This window comes from Desulfoconvexum algidum (assembly GCF_055382125.1).
Genome location: NZ_AP042394.1, coordinates 4889490 through 4904740, shown reverse-complemented (window position 1 = coordinate 4904740; position 15251 = coordinate 4889490). Strand labels below are relative to the sequence as shown.

The 15251-nt window shown below is 46.1% G+C and carries 13 protein-coding genes; 8 read left to right on the top strand and 5 right to left on the bottom strand.

From position 1 onward, the window contains the following. Positions 1-155 precede the first annotated feature (155 nt). Entirely contained in the window at positions 156-1403 is a 1248-nt protein-coding gene (locus ACZ45G_RS22290) for an MFS transporter (protein WP_464172714.1), read from the top strand. A 107-nt stretch (positions 1404-1510) separates the two neighbouring features. Here the strand turns inward: ACZ45G_RS22290 and ACZ45G_RS22285 are convergent, their stop codons facing one another. Both ACZ45G_RS22285 and ACZ45G_RS22280 read right to left on the bottom strand, forming a co-directional pair. After that, positions 1511-1915, bottom strand: coding sequence for an NINE protein (locus tag ACZ45G_RS22285; protein WP_464172713.1), 405 nt, complete (start codon positions 1913-1915; stop codon positions 1511-1513). A 231-nt stretch (positions 1916-2146) separates the two neighbouring features. Next, positions 2147-3058 carry a proline dehydrogenase family protein gene (locus ACZ45G_RS22280; RefSeq protein WP_464172712.1) on the bottom strand — a complete coding sequence of 304 codons (912 nt, stop codon included), beginning with the start codon at positions 3056-3058 and terminating at the stop codon, positions 2147-2149. Between the two features lie 608 nt (positions 3059-3666). On the opposite strand from ACZ45G_RS22280, the gene ACZ45G_RS22275 reads away from it, so the two are divergent. From ACZ45G_RS22275 to ACZ45G_RS22260, 4 genes are all read left to right on the top strand, one after another. Next, a complete protein-coding gene (locus ACZ45G_RS22275) occupies positions 3667-4452 on the top strand; it encodes a NifB/NifX family molybdenum-iron cluster-binding protein (protein WP_464172711.1) in 786 nt (261 codons plus the stop codon). After that, positions 4449-4985 carry a hypothetical protein gene (locus tag ACZ45G_RS22270; protein WP_464172710.1) on the top strand — a complete coding sequence of 179 codons (537 nt, stop codon included), beginning with the start codon at positions 4449-4451 and terminating at the stop codon, positions 4983-4985. Before ACZ45G_RS22275 ends, ACZ45G_RS22270 begins: the two co-directional genes overlap by 4 nt. A gap of 246 nt (positions 4986-5231) precedes the next feature. Then, positions 5232-7091, top strand: a complete 1860-nt coding sequence (locus ACZ45G_RS22265) for an ATP-binding protein (RefSeq protein WP_464172709.1) — start codon at positions 5232-5234, stop codon at positions 7089-7091. Continuing rightward, on the top strand, positions 7078-8433 hold the full coding sequence (locus tag ACZ45G_RS22260) for a sigma-54-dependent transcriptional regulator (RefSeq protein ID WP_464172708.1): 1356 nt from the start codon (positions 7078-7080) through the stop codon (positions 8431-8433). The genes ACZ45G_RS22265 and ACZ45G_RS22260 overlap by 14 nt, the downstream gene beginning before the upstream one ends. A gap of 60 nt (positions 8434-8493) precedes the next feature. Here the strand turns inward: ACZ45G_RS22260 and tyrA are convergent, their stop codons facing one another. Beyond that, a complete protein-coding gene (gene tyrA, locus ACZ45G_RS22255; protein WP_464172707.1) occupies positions 8494-9636 on the bottom strand; it encodes a bifunctional chorismate mutase/prephenate dehydrogenase in 1143 nt (380 codons plus the stop codon). Positions 9637-9759: 123 nt separating this feature from the next. Between tyrA and ACZ45G_RS22250 the strand changes: the two genes are divergently transcribed. The 3 genes from ACZ45G_RS22250 (at position 9760) to ACZ45G_RS22240 (ending at position 13472) form a co-directional block, all read left to right on the top strand. Then, positions 9760-10620: a DMT family transporter gene (locus ACZ45G_RS22250; protein ID WP_464172706.1), complete on the top strand. Its 861-nt coding sequence runs from the start codon at positions 9760-9762 to the stop codon at positions 10618-10620. A gap of 365 nt (positions 10621-10985) precedes the next feature. Then, positions 10986-12290, top strand: a complete 1305-nt coding sequence (locus tag ACZ45G_RS22245; protein ID WP_464172705.1) for a B12-binding domain-containing radical SAM protein — start codon at positions 10986-10988, stop codon at positions 12288-12290. Positions 12291-12323: 33 nt separating this feature from the next. Beyond that, a complete protein-coding gene (locus tag ACZ45G_RS22240; protein WP_464172704.1) occupies positions 12324-13472 on the top strand; it encodes a beta-ketoacyl-ACP synthase III in 1149 nt (382 codons plus the stop codon). A gap of 174 nt (positions 13473-13646) precedes the next feature. Here ACZ45G_RS22240 and ACZ45G_RS22235 read toward each other — a convergent pair whose 3' ends face one another. Beyond that, positions 13647-13925 carry a phosphopantetheine-binding protein gene (locus ACZ45G_RS22235; protein WP_464172703.1) on the bottom strand — a complete coding sequence of 93 codons (279 nt, stop codon included), beginning with the start codon at positions 13923-13925 and terminating at the stop codon, positions 13647-13649. Positions 13926-13940: 15 nt separating this feature from the next. Continuing rightward, positions 13941-15251: an ABC transporter permease gene (locus tag ACZ45G_RS22230; protein WP_464172702.1), complete on the bottom strand. Its 1311-nt coding sequence runs from the start codon at positions 15249-15251 to the stop codon at positions 13941-13943.

Sequence of the window (15251 nt, the reverse complement as noted above, 5' to 3'; positions counted from 1 at the left end):
ATTCCAGGTAAGAAAACACGGCGTGATTTTTTTTGTAATGAAGGCTAAATGTAAGCCTCCTCTTGTCTATTATATTGCTATTTACAACATAACATATAATATTGAGCCTATAATTTAAGCGCATATCAAAAAAAATATGAAAATATGAAAAATTGATGAATCGAACACCCCCATCAGACTTGACACCCGCAAGAGCTTTTTCAATTGTGGCTGCCATGTGTATTGCTCAAGTCCTTGGAATGCTCGGTGTATTTGCCTTTCCGGCCCTACTTCCCCATTTCATTCACCTCTGGGATCTGACAAATAGTCAGGCTGGATGGATCAGCGGCATCTACTTTGTGGGATATTCTATTGCAGTCCCTGTTTTGACAAGCCTGACGGACCGCATTGATTCACGAAAGATTTACATTGCTTCCTGCTGTGTCGGCGTGATTTCCAACATAGGATTTGGTGTTTTCAGCCAGGGTTTCTGGTCCGCCCTCATATTCAGAGCTTTGTGCGGCTTAAGCCTTGCCGGCACCTTTATTCCGGGTCTGAAAGCCCTTGTTGACCGTCTTGAAATTCGATACCTGCCGAGGACAATCTCCTTTTATACAGCCTGTTTCGGCCTTGGAATGAGTATTTCTTTTTATTATGCAGGCGTAATATTCAAATGGTTAGGATGGAAACCTGTATTTTTCACCGCTGCTGCATCTTCCGGAATTGCCCTCATTATATGCCTGATGATCCTGGCTCCCAAGCCGGTTGAGAAATCCAAAAGTTCATTACGGGGTATCCTGAGCACCCTTAATTTTAAGCCGGTATGGCAAAATTATCCGGCACGAACCTATATCATTGCTTATATGTGCCACATGTGGGAAATGTTTGCAGCCCGTTCCTGGATGGTGGCCTTCCTTGCATATGCCGTTTCTCTCCAAGCCTATCCCACCCCCTTCATGGCGCCAACCACGGTTATGGCTGTTGCTGGAATTTTCGGAATGATTGCCAGTATTTTTTTTGGAGAACTTGCCGTGAAATTTGGCCGTCGCAGGATCGTATCTATTGTAATGACGATTTCAGGCCTATTCGGTTTGAGTCTTGGATTTCTGGTAGACCTTCCTTTTCCAGCCCTGGTATGCCTGTGCATCGGTTATACTATCTTTTTCCAGGGAGATTCTGCAGCCATCCATGCCGGTGTCATTACTGCAGCCAACCCAGACCGGCGGGGTGCTACAATGGCGCTACAGTCCCTGGCAGGATTTATGGCCGCATCCCTATCCCCTATTGCAGTAGGATTTATCCTTGATCTAACAGGAGGTGGTAACAGCACCATTTCCTGGGGGCTTACCTTCGGGGCTATGAGCATTTCCGCTTTTTTAGGTTTATTTTTGCTTTTTAAAACTCAAAACAAGGATAATGCCTGAGCGGCGATGGTACATCGTTCATTGCGGGTGATATCTGTCATGATGCAATTTCCTGCAGCCTTTCGGTTATAATATCAAAAGTACAAACACATATCTTTGAAATTTTTTTATGTATATGCAATTTTCTGGTTTTCCATGGATATCTGATCATTCAGGGTCCAGAAATCATACAGAACACCAAGCCCAAATATTCCCCCGGTAAAAAGGTAGAGAAGTCCAGAAATCCATTTTCCCATATACATGCGATGGATACCAAACAAACCCAGAAATGTTAGAAATATAAATCCAAGAGAGAAGTCAATATCACCTGCAACGTATCTGAAATCTGCTTGTTCATCCATGGACGGAATCAAGAAAAAATCAACAATCCATCCTATTCCAAGCAAACCCAAGGTAAAAAAATAGAGGGTACCTGAAATAGGTTTCCCATAATAAAATCTGTGTGCCCCAATGAATCCGAATATCCATAAAATATACCCGATTGATTTTCTATGCGTATCGTTTCTATGCATTGTTTTCCCTTTTTATAAAAATTAAAAACTATATTTCATTTATAGGATACAAGTAGCAAACAGTGTGCCAAAATCAAATTAGCTTTAATATCAATAGTATATCCCACAATAGGGGAAAATTAATGGTCATCCTTCTCACAATAAATGGTAAAAAAAACCTATTAGTGGTAAAAATACCCACATGGCCCGCAACACCCTGGGATGAATTAAGCATGAGGAGGTTTTTTTTGGCTAACCTTTGCCCAGCATGGCCTTGAGTATGTGGCTCATCATGGCGGGATTTTCCTTTAGTCGCCGGGTAGAATACCCAAACCAATGCTGTCCAAAAGGGACATAAACCCGAACTGAATGGCCTTTTCCCACAAGGGCCTGGCATTGTTTGGGGGTAACGCCGTACAGCATTTGAAATTCATATCCGGATTTGGGCACATTATACTTGTCAATGAGCGTCAATGCACCCTGAATCAAATATTTGTCATGGGTCGCAATCGCCGGATAGACCTTGTTTCGAAACATGAGTTCAAGATCTTCCAGGTAGTGGGTGTTGATCTCACGGTAGTCTGTATAGGCAATGGACGGGGATTCTATATAAATTCCCTTGCAGAGCCTAAAGTTCAGATCTGAATCATCAGACCTTAAATCCAGCATGTTTTCAAGATCAGATCGGGTTCGTTTCAAATAGGCCTGTAACACGAGTCCTACATTTTTTGGAAATTCTTTTTTAAGCCGCCTGAAAATCTCTATGGAATCATCCACACATGGGGAGTTTTCCATGTCAATTCGGATAAAATTTTTGTGGTATGCTGCTTTGATAACCAGATCCCGAATGAGAGCATAGCAGGATTCCTTGTCCAGCAAAAGGCCGAACATGGTGGGTTTTATGGAGTAATTGCCAATCACATCGGTTTGCTCCACCGCGGTGATCAAGTCCAGATATTCATCCCTGTTGACCCTTGCCTGGTGCATGTTTTCAATGAATTCGCCTAGGATGTCTAGGGTAACCATTATTTTCTTTTGGTTCAGGGCTTTGGACGCATCAATGGCGTCTTGTATGCTCTCTCCGGCGATATAGGTTTTTGAAAATTGCCAGATGAATTTCTGGGGAAAATAAGGGAGGGTATGACTTATAATTTTATTTAGCATTATAGATTCCTCAACAGTTTTTTAGAGCTATCCATGTTCTAACTGATAAATCTAATATAAGGATGACTTATTCTATTTTCAAGTTCCCAGGTATCTCCATACCCAGGTATCTCCATACCCAGGCAGATGCTTTTTTGACCTGGAATTTCAGTCAACAATAATAAAAAAAGAAGAAAGGGCCAGGCAGCTAAAAGCTGCCCAGCCCAAATTTGTCAGCATCATTCAGAACATCAGGATCAGGATCAAGATCAACAACAATCAGAATACCAGAATTAACAGCTCAGGCAGCAGCAAGAAAATCAACTTCAGCAACAACGAATGCACAAACGGAAGATACAATAAAGGTTCGGAAAGGCAAGGTCAAGAGGAATATTTAAACTTTTTGAGGTCCCAACAATTATTTTTTTTCAGTCCTGTTTTTTTCAAAGCCATGAATAGTCATGCTCTATAAAGGCTCAGGAGTAAAAGATATCCGCAGAAAAATATTTGTTATATTTCATCCGCCAGTTTTCATGTTATATTGGCTTAACTCGCTCTCCATTTTTTTTGGGAGAGGATCAACATCGTTTTTTTTGAATATATACACAAAAGTTGAGCCCTGATATTTTATGAAAATAGCAGTCCCAAGCACCGAACCGACCCTCGAAGGCTACGTGGCCAACAAGATAGGAACAGCAGCGTATTTGCTGATCATCGAAACCTACGATATGTCCTTTGAAGCCATAGATGCGCCATCCCAGTCATCAGGGGCTGGAGCTGGTGTGCGGGCCCTGTCCCTGGTCATGGATAAGGGCGCCCAGGTCATTCTGGTTGGCCATATCTCTCCATTTATTGTCAGTGGATTTGCGGATCAGGGCATTAAGATCGTCACCCAGGTCTCAGGCAAGGTAGGCGAGAGCGTCAAAAATTATATGGATGCTCTGGACACCCGTCAAAACAACCATGATCCCCAGTCTGAAACACCCTCATCCCAAGATCAATGGAGGGTAGCCATGGATATGGGGTTGCGCCAGTTCAGGGCATTCTTACCCATGGTCACGGGAGTGGTTCTTCTCCTGGGGCTGTTTCAGGGGTTTATTTCTGAACAAAAGCTTGTTTCCCTGTTTTCCGGGACTGTTCTTCAGGATTCATTCTGGGGGGCCTGCATGGGAAGTGTCCTGACCGGAAATCCGGTCAACAGTTATGTCATCGCTAAAAGTCTTTTTAGTATGGGGGTGGGGATTTCCGGGATCATGGCATTGATGCTGACCTGGGTCAATGTCGGGTTGATTCAGTTGCCCGCAGAGGCCAAGGCCCTGGGCACAGGGTTTGCCCTGGTCCGCAATATTGCCGGATTTATAATGGCCCTAATCGTCTCTTGTGTGATTTCCATGTTTGCAGGAGGTTGGATATGAATCAAAAAAAACGGTTTATTTTTCAGCGGATGATGGCCATGATAAGGCCGTGGCTGTTTCCCCTGGGCGTTGTATGCCTCTATGGTATAGGCCTTCTGCTTGCCCCTGAGAACACTGAAAAGGCATTTGACAAAAGCTGTTCCATCTTCAGGCATCTTGCTCTGCCCATATGCCTCTGTCTTATTATGATGGTGGCGCTGAACCGATTTTTATCCCCTAAAACAGTGACACAATTTTTAGGGAAGAGTTCAGGTATCAAAGGCCTGTTCATATCCTCTTTGGCGGGTATTTTATCCATGGGCCCTGTTTATGCCTGGTATCCCCTGTTCAAAAGCATGAAGGAAAAAGGCACCACCAACTTCCACCTTGCTAATTTCATAGGTTGCCGTTCAATCAAACCGGTTCTCCTGCCGGTATTGGTGGGATATTTGGGGTGGCGCTTTGCCGGGGTGTTCGTCCTGGCCTGCCTTGCAGGGGCATTCCTGGTAGCCTGTATCGTAAGTCTGTTCTGTTCTGAGTCTCCCCCCAACTGATATTCGGGTTCAAGGCCCACTTGATAAATCAGCTCCAGTCATCTTCTATGGGGTGGTCATATTCTTTTTTCTTGCACAACCAATCTTGGAAGGTACAATTAGAATCATATGTTTTGTATACTTTTTACCCGATACCGGGTATAAAAGTGAGTATAATTTATACAGCTCGTCTGGGGTGAACGCTGAAACCCACTGATTTTTAAGCAAATAGGAAATGGTATCGTTTTTGCAAAGAAGATAACCGTTATGAAACTATTTAATAAAAAAAATACCTCTTTTATTTCTCCGTTTATGATGGCAGGGGTTTTGGTGGTGCTATTGCCCATTTTTGCCTTTATGACCCTGGATCGCATGGAAAGACAAAAGGAGTATATAAAGGATCGGTTATTGATTAAGGGGATTTCTCTGATCAGAACCTTTGAGGCCGGAACCCGGACCGGGATGCTGACCATGCAGTGGGGGGCTAAGAGAATTCAGTCCATGCTGCTGGAAACGGCTATTCAGCCGGATATTGATTATATCATGATCACTTCAAGGTCCGGAGAAATCCTGGCCCACAGCGATGCCACCCAGGTGGGCAAGATCTTTGATGCCATGCCGGATATCACGGCTGTTCAGGGGGACACCCTTCTGGTCGCCCATCGGACCCGACAGATCGAGGATCGCCCGGTTTTTGAGGTGTTTAAGCGGTTTACCCCCCTGACCATTGGATTCCGGAATAGGCATAAACCCATGCACGGTATGGGACGAGGATACAGGGAGGGGAAACCTGGGAAATATGGGGGGGCGCCTTTGGAGGTACGAGGGGATGGGGATTCCCCAATGGATTGCCCGGAAAAGCCCTGCGTTGAACCCAATTTTTCCGGGATGACCGAGCATTATATATTTGCAGGCCTTTCCATGGCCCGGGCCAGCCGGGCCCAGGCGCATTTGCGAAAGCAGACCATTGGCCGGGGATTCCTTTTTTTTCTGGTCGGGTGCATTGGCATGATCGGTCTCTTTTCTTTCCAGGCCTATCGATCTGCCAAGGCGTCCTTGACCAGCGTCCAGGCATTTTCCGATAATGTGGTCCAGAATATGCCAGCAGGTCTGGTGGCCATTGATCAGGGCCACAGGATCACTTCCATGAACAGGGCGGCCAAAGAAATTTTTGGACAGGTGCCAGAAAAACCCTTTCCACAGATGATTCAACTGGTCGCTGAGATGGAGACCCTGGGGAAACCAGTTTCCCGGGAAGTGACCCTCCGGAAGGGAACCTCCAGGGCGGGAACCCCTGGAGAACTGCGGCTGGATATGACGGCCTCGCCTATTTTGGACGATGAGGAGCATGTTTTGGGGTTTTTGTTTTTGTTCCGGGATATGACTCAGCTGAGGGAATTGAAAAAAGAGGTGGAAACCACCCGCCATCTTGCGGCTATTGGTAAACTTGCCGGGGGTGTAGCCCACGAGATCAGAAACCCCTTAAGTTCCATTAAAGGGTTTGCCACCTATTTTGGTAAACGGTATGCGAACAATTCCCAGGACAGGGAGACTGCACAGATAATGGTTCAGGAGGTGGAGCGCATCAATCGGTCCATTACCCAGCTGTTGGAATTTGCCAAACCCATGGCCGTGGAGAACAGGGTGGTCCAGGTGGATGATTTGATCTCCCACTCCCTGAAACTGGTCCGCCATGACCTGGACAAAAAATCCATTGAGGCCATTGTTAATATCCAGACCGACAAGACAAGTTTTCGGACAGATCCGGACCGGATGAACCAGATTCTGCTCAATTTATATATGAATGCCATCAATGCCATGGAAGTGGGGGGGAAGCTTACGGTGGATCTATTGGCCTTACCCGATGGCAATGGTCTTGAAATCCATGTGACCGACAATGGGGCTGGCATTGACAAAGAACATTTGGATGAGGTGTTTGATCCCTATTTTACCACCCGGCCAGAAGGGACGGGTCTGGGCCTTTCCATTGTTCACAGAATTGTTGAAAACCTTAAAGGAGATATCCGGGTGGAAAGTGACAGGAAAAAGGGTAGCCGGTTTATGATCCGGTTGCCTCGTATTGTCCAGGAAAGCCCGAAGGAAGAGGAACCATATGACCAAAAATAAAATACTGGTGGTGGATGATGATGCCGCCCATGCAAGGATGCTCAAAACCCTGATGACCGATTGGGGGTACCAGGTTTTTCTGGCGGGTGACGGGGATGTGGGGGTGGAGATGGTCAGGGCTGAGGCCTTTGATATGGTGCTTTTGGATATGAAGATGGTAAAGATGTCGGGCATGGAGGCCTTGCAACTGATCCATGGGTATAATCCTTCTCTGCCCGTGATCATCATGACGGCCTATTCCTCGGTGGACACGGCGGTCAAGGCCCTGAAAATAGGGGCCTATGACTATCTGACCAAACCCCTTGATTTTGACAAGCTCAAACTCACCGTTGATAGAGTTCTTGAGAGAATATTTTTGAAAACAGAAAATAAATCTTTGAAAAACAGGCTGAAGCAGGCGGCTTTTGCCCATGATATCCTGGGCAAGAGCCCCGCCATGGCAGCTCTTTTGGATACCATTCACATGGTGGCACCCACCGACGCCAATGTATTGGTCACAGGGGAATCTGGAACCGGAAAGGAGTTGGTCTCCTCAGCGCTTCATTATAACAGCCCCCGAAAGGACCAACCCTTTATCCGAATCAATTGCGCCGCCATCACGGAAACCCTTTTGGAATCGGAATTGTTCGGCCATGAACGAGGGGCGTTTACCGGGGCCGACAGGCGAAGAAAGGGCAAATTTCTCCTGGCAGATCGGGGGAGTATCCTTTTGGATGAAATCGGGGAGATGAGCCTGGCCATGCAGGCCAAATTATTGCGGGTGATCCAGGAAAAGGAATTCACCCCCGTGGGCGGTGACCAGAACATCCGAGTAGATGTCCGGATCATTGCCGCCACCAACCGGGACCTGAAGACAATGGCAGCCAATAGGACATTCCGGCAGGATCTCTATTATCGGCTTAATGTGGTTAGTATTGATATTCCGCCCCTGGGGAAGCGGCCCGAGGATATCCCGGAACTGGCTCTGCATTTTTTAACCCGGTTTTCCCGGAAAAATAAACGCGATATCCAGGGGTTTTCCGCCGATGCCATGGACGCCATGATTCGATATTCCTGGCCGGGCAATGTCCGGGAGTTGATGAATGCAGTTGAACGGGGGGTGGTGCTGTCCCGGTCCGATTATATCTGCAAAGAAGATCTTTCCTTTATTATTGCCGAGGATTCCAAAGAACCAATTTTGGGCGCGGGTCTTGAAAATATTTCCCTGTCAAAGGTAGAGGAAAGTGCTATCTTATCCACCCTGGAATCCGCTGGCGGGAACAAGAGCGAAACAGCCCGGCGCCTGGGAATCACCCGAAAAACCCTGCTGAATAAATTAAAACAATATGGTCAAGAAAATTGAAATGACCCGACAGGGAAAAAAGAGGGGTATTAAATCCCGGTTCTATCAGAACCAGGTTTGTCAAAACCGTTCGATGAGCTTGTCAATGAGAAAGGTGCTCTCCCGCATGGCCTGATCACTGAAGGGGCCGAACCACTGGGCCACATGGGCAAACTGGTCAACAAACAACTGCTTGTTGTTTGTTTCCAGCATTTCCACATGGCGGCTAAGGGAGAGAATAAATTTCTTTAACAGGGACCGCCGCTCCTTGGTGGCAAATATAATTTCAGCATACAAGGCAGGGTCCTGGGCAAAAAGCCGGCCCACCATACCCAGCTCCAGGCGGTAAATGGGGCTTGAAAATTCCAGGGTTCGTGACAGTTTTGCCTTGCGGTGGCAGAGAAAGTCACCAAAGCAGAAGGTGGCAAAATGGCGCAATGCCTGGACAATTTCCATGATTTCATCATGCTCCTCGGGGGTGGATTCGACAATCACCGCTCCCCACAGGCCCAATTGCTCTGTAAACCACTTACTGGCAGCTGGGTCCCTTCCCGGGGTGACCACGATGATCTGTTTGTCAAGACAGCTCATGGTGGGGCCGAACAGGGGATGAACCCCCAATACAGGTCCTTTGTGGGCCGACAGCATCCGGGCAACCGGTTCTTTTTTTATGGAGGTCAGATCTGCCAGAAGGGCCTTGGACGGTAGAAAGGGGCTGATTCTTTCAATGACCTGGACTGTTCGTTCAATGGGGACACAGACCAGTGCCAGATCAATGTCTTTGCAAAGGTCACGGGCATGATCCCAGTTGTGTTCTGCTAGAATTTTTACCTCGTATCCTGATTTAATAAACAGACTTGCAAACAGGCCTCCCATCTGGCCTTCTCCCCCAATGACAAGGACTTTGGCATCTGGGAGAACCCCTTTTACTTCCATCTTCTGGGTCTGGTTTACCCGGGACTGACGGAGGATTACCCGGTAAAGATCTTCCATGAAATCAGGATCCATTCCATGGTTTTGTGATTGAAGCCTGAGTCTGGAGATCAGATCTTCCTCCCTTGCCGGGTGGTATACGGGGATGCTGTGGACTTTTTTCAGGGCCACCACCTTTTCCACCTGGGCCTGGCGCCGGGCAAGCAGAGATAGAATGTTGGCATCTATGGCATCGATTTCATCCCTCAGGGGGATAATCTGGATTTGAAAGTTTTTATTGTCTTTTTTCATTTTATATGTTCTTTACAAAATTATTTCCGCAAGGGATTGAAGTATCATCAAAAGGTATCAATTTCAAGAATGATTAACAAACTTAAATTTACCCAAACCCTTAATTTTTAAAAAATAAACCCAATGGACACCAAAACAATCATGGGATGTCTGGCAGTGTTCGGGTCAGCTTTCTGCTTTTACCTGGCCACGGTTATCATCAAATGGTCCAGCATGGCCGGGCTTAAAATTGATTCTTCCCTGTTCACCTTTGCCCGTTTCATTATCGGGTTCGCCACGGTTCTCCTGGTCATGGGAATAGGGGGACATAAAATCAAGATTGTCAAAAAACGCCTGCTCATCGGCCGTGCCCTTGGCAATTGCCTGGCTGTCTATTGCTTTTTTAAGGGGGTTGAACTGACCTCGGTTGCCCAGGCCAATATTTTAAACATGACCTATCCCTTGTTTATTGCCATTTTTTCATGGATATTTTTCAAGACCCAACGGGACCCTGTGGCAATTTTCATTGTGATAATAGCCTTTGCCGGGGTGTGGCTTATATTGGCCCCTGGCAAGATGGCCTTTGATTATAATTCTTTGTGGGGCATCGGTTCCGGTGTCAGCGCGGCCGTTGCCATCATGTATCTGAACCTGTCTCGTCAGGTCCATGATACCCATACCACACTTTTTTTCATGTTTGGTGTGGGTACGGTGATCGTGTTTTGCCTTTTTTACAACCAGATGCGCATCCTCACTATTGAGGAATTAAACTATCTTTTTTGGTGCTCCGCCGTTGCCATTGCCGGTCAATATCTTTTGACCGTCGGATTCAAGTATGTCTCAGCCCTTGAAGGGGGGATCATCTCTTCCACCCGGATTTTACTGGCAGCCATGTTAGGTCCTTTCATTGCCATGGATCCTTCCTTATCCCTGTCCGGATGGATCGGGGCCTTTTTGATTTTTGTCGCCAATGTGTACCTGGCCACAAGAAAGGCAAAGGCATAGGATAGGGCCATGCCGGTTTATTCCATTATTAAGACACTGGTTATTTGGGTCTGTTGATAGCCTTGTCGGAAATATCGACAGCAGTGATTCCATCTAAAGTAGAGGAAATCATGTCCAGCGAATAATGAATAAAATAAATTAAAACTTGAATTAATTTAAACAAATTGTTTTATATTAACTTTTTTGCCACCACATAAATACGATTAGGAAATATCCCGGATGAAAAAAGCACCAATCCAAAGACAAGGTTCCCACGGATCAATTGAACTGCCCCAATGGTTATTGAAATCGGCCAGGGTATCGAAAGAAAATTTATTTTTTCATAGGCCCAACAGTTTGTCCATAATGAAAAAGGGGGATGGCGTATGAAAATATTATTAATAAATCCGCCCAATTTAGGGAGAAGTATTCCCGAAGAGCAATATGGAATCACTTCCATAAAAGCCATTTTTAAAGGCGAGCCCCTGGCACTTGAAGTCCTTGCCGGCAACCTGTATGACCATGATGTGGCCATACTGGATCTCAAAGTTGAGCCTGCATCTGCCCTCATGGAAACCATAAACCGATTTGCGCCCGATCTTGTGGGTATTACTTGTGTCACCTGTGAAGCAGATGCCCTTATTGCCATTGCCCAACAGATAAAAAAAGAGACGAAGCAGGATGCTCCGGTAATTGTAGCCGGTGGTCACCACGCCTCCTGTGATCCTGATTATTTTAATGTGAAAGGCATTGATTACGTTGTCTGCGGTTTGGCAAAAAAAAGCTTTAGAGATCTTGTCACTGCCATTGATACCTCGCAGCAGGTCCGGATTCCGGGGATAGCCAAAACCTGCCCCGGCACTCGTCTTAACTTAATCCCCAGGCAATATACCATTGAAGATCTGGTGGACGAACATCCCCCCCGGTATGACCTTGTGGAAGACTATCGGGATACCTATGTGATGGGCGGTATAGGAAAAGCAGGTTTTGTGGTCACTGCATTTGGTTGCGTTCATTCCTGCGCATTTTGCTCTATTCCGACCATTACAGGGGGGCGCTACCTGACCCATTCCATTGAAGCGTCCATTGACTGCATGAAACGCCTGAATACCGTATCTTTGATCCGTTGTGTTGATGCCAATACCTTTGGAAATATTTCCTTTGCCAGGAAATTTGCCGCTGCCATCATTGCATCGGGAGTGAAAAAACAAATTGTGGTCGATGTGAGAGCCGACACGGTTGTAAATCACCCGGATGTAATCGACTTGTGGCAGAAGGCAGGCCTTGCGGCTGTTGTTATTGGATTTGAAGAAATAGACAACCAGCGGTTAAATCAATTTAATAAAAAAAGCAGTGTCGAAACAAATATTAAGGCCCTCAAGCACCTAAAAAAAACTGGGCTTAAGGTTATCGGTGATTTCATTGTCTCCCCGGATTATGGCCGGTCTGATTTTAAAGCCCTGGAAGACTTTATTGACACCCATGAAATCCAATTGCCTGTTCCCTCAATTTTGACGCCCATCCCCGGAACTCCCTTGTATCAGCGCATGAAAGATGAGATTGAGATTTTTGATCTGGCCTATTATACATTCTCAAATGCTGTGACACGGACAGCACTTGAAAAAGAAGAGTTTTATACCCTGTATGCCGGACTTTTTAAAAAATTCCACAGCCATATTACCCAAAATTAATTGCAAAACAATCGTAATCAAAGGAAAGAATTAATGACCCAGAATGCTTATATTACAGACCTTTCAAGCTTTCTTCCCAATGCCCCTGTTACCAATGATCAAATAGAGACGGTGCTTGGTAAAATAAAGGATATCCCCTCTTTGACCAAGGAAAGAATGCTTGCCAATAATAAGATTGAAAAACGGTACTATGCCATTGACCCTTTGACGGGCAATTTTACCCACACCAATGCTCAGCTGACCGCCGAAGCGGTTAAACGGCTGATGCCCTATGATGGATTCGGCTTGGATGAGATCCAGGCACTTTGCTGTGGAACCACAAGCCCTGACCTGATAATGCCGGGCCATGCCATGATGGTGCTTGGAGAGCTCGGAATTAACCCCTGTGAGGCCGTGTCAACGGCGGGTATTTGTCTGGCCGGTATGTCCGCTCTTAAATATGCCTACATGTCTGTTGCAAGCGGTGCCTCTGCCAATGCCGTTAGTACAGGGTCTGAACTTTCCTCTTCTTTCATGCGGGCCAATTTTTTTACCCCGGCCGTAGACCCCAATGCCGACATTCAAAATCAACCGATTCTGGCATTTAATGCGGATTTTCTTCGCTGGATGCTGTCTGATGGTTCAGGTGCGGCATTTGTTTCCAAGATCCCTAATGCAGATGGTATTTCTTTAAAAATCGAATGGATCGATTCTCTTTCCTTTGCAGGGGAATTGCCCACCTGTATGTATGCCGGTGGCAAACAAAACGAGGATGGCTCTATTTTTGGGTGGAGGGAGGCTTCTTCCAGTGTTGATGCAGCAAAGCAAAACTTGCTGGCTGTAAAACAGGACACCAAACTTCTTGGAAGTCAGATTGTAAAAACCATGGGGAGAACCCTTGGACAGGTGGCCAAAAAACGGGGGATAACACCCGAAGATATCGACTGGTATCTGCCCCACTATTCATCCCATTATTTTAGGGCAAAATTTTATGATGTCATGAAGGAAATTGGGTTTGAGATACCCTATGACAAATGGTTCACCAATCTTCCCTATACCGGCAACACAGGGTCGGCATCCATTTATATTATTATGGAAGAATTGTTTAAATCAGGCAGATTAACACCCGGTGAGAAAATTTTGTGCTTTATTCCGGAAAGCGGACGATTTTCCCACTGTTTCATGCTGCTGACAGTGGTATAAATTAAACGGTTTTTTCGGTACAAAACCTAGGCCAAAAGACAATTTTTAACGGTGATCTTAGGTGATCCTATAAAATGGGTGTTTGGGGAATATTTATCTCCTCAAACACCCATTGGCAAAATATAATTTAGAACAAGAAGGGCGAAGTTTTTTATCAGGATAGGATGGCGGGTATCAAATACTTGGCGTTTTTTTTGATCGGATAAAATCTGCCAGAGACCTGAGAGATGACAAAATCTGGCGGCCCTGATCCTGACCCTGGAGCCGGATACCGTATTTATCCTGGATCATGACAACTATTTCTACAGCATCCAAAGAATCCAGTCCCAGAATGGAGTCCGGCCCGATAAGTGGGGTTTCAAAAGATAGGTTCTCGGGAATATCTTCCCGGATATCACAGATATCAACAATGGCATTCAGCAGTTCTTTTTCCAGCAGTCCTTTTTCCAGCATCCGTTTGTATCTTCCTTATTTTTTAAATTTCATCACACCCTGTGCAATGGCTATGGTAATGGCGGAAAAGCCAAAAAGGCAGGCCGCATTCGGTACAACCGCTTCAAATTGTTTTCCCCGCAAAAAAATATCGTAAAATCCATCCAGGGCCCAGGCAAGGGGCGAGATATTGCTTATCACCTGCATGGGTTCAGGCATCAGATATACCGGCACCATGACCCCCCCAAGGGCGGCTGCAATCACAATGGATGTGGGTCCTAGAACGATGGCCTGTTCAAAGGTTCTGGCCACACTTCCCAGCAAGATACCATAGCCTGTGGCGGCCATGGCCGTAGCCAGGACAATGAGGGTCACAGCCGGCAGCTGATTGCCCATTGAAAAAGCCGGAAGACCCATTGAGGGGAGTACAAATTTTCCAATGAGAAAAATCATGAAAAATTGAACCAGGCATACAAGGAGGTAGGCTAAGATTTTTCCGGTCATCAGGATACCGCTGGAAACCGGCATGGTATTTAAGCGGTCAAGGATTTTATTGTCCCGTTCTTTGATCAGGGAACCTGACAGGGGAACACAGATAAAAAAGATCCCGAACAAGGCCCAGGCCGGAACATTCTGCTGTACCGATGTGGGCATGGTAATAAAGCCAAATTCCGTTGCCCATATTTCTGAAATATCAAACCAGGGCGAGTTGTCCTCTATCTTTGTCTTTTTTGCGCTATTGTTCTGACCTGGAGATAGAAGAGAGAGCACATGTTCTAATTTGATCTGGTATTCCATGCACAACAGCACCTTTGATACCGCCGTTAAAACTGCTGCCCGAAATCCCCCCTGCACAGAAGGGTCAAAATAGAGAATGATGGATTTTTCAGGCCCCTTGTCAGGCGTATTTTCGAGCTGGCTGTCCTTGGCCGGCCCGTTTTCTTTTGGTGGCGTGTTAAGATTGTCTCTGCCGGTGGCAAGGTCAATAAATTGACGGGCTTTTTGGATGGAAAATGCCGAGCATCCCTGGGGGATAACAATACTAAATTGGAACTCGCCCCTGTTGACAGCCTGTTTTGCTTGGGCCCCGGTGATAATTCCCAGATCAGAGGCCATAACGACCTTGATGTTTTCGGATTTGGAGGCCCCCTTGGATATAAACTGGCCGATAACCCCCTTGTCATTGTCCAGGATCAATAACTGGGTGGTTGGATTCAACACTTTTTCCTGGACCAGGCAGATGATCAGCACCAGAACAGACGGCATGAGAAATAACAGTGCAATCCCTGTGCGGTCACGCAGCAGCAGAATCAGTTCTTTTTGAAATGCGGTCAGTAATTTTCTCAT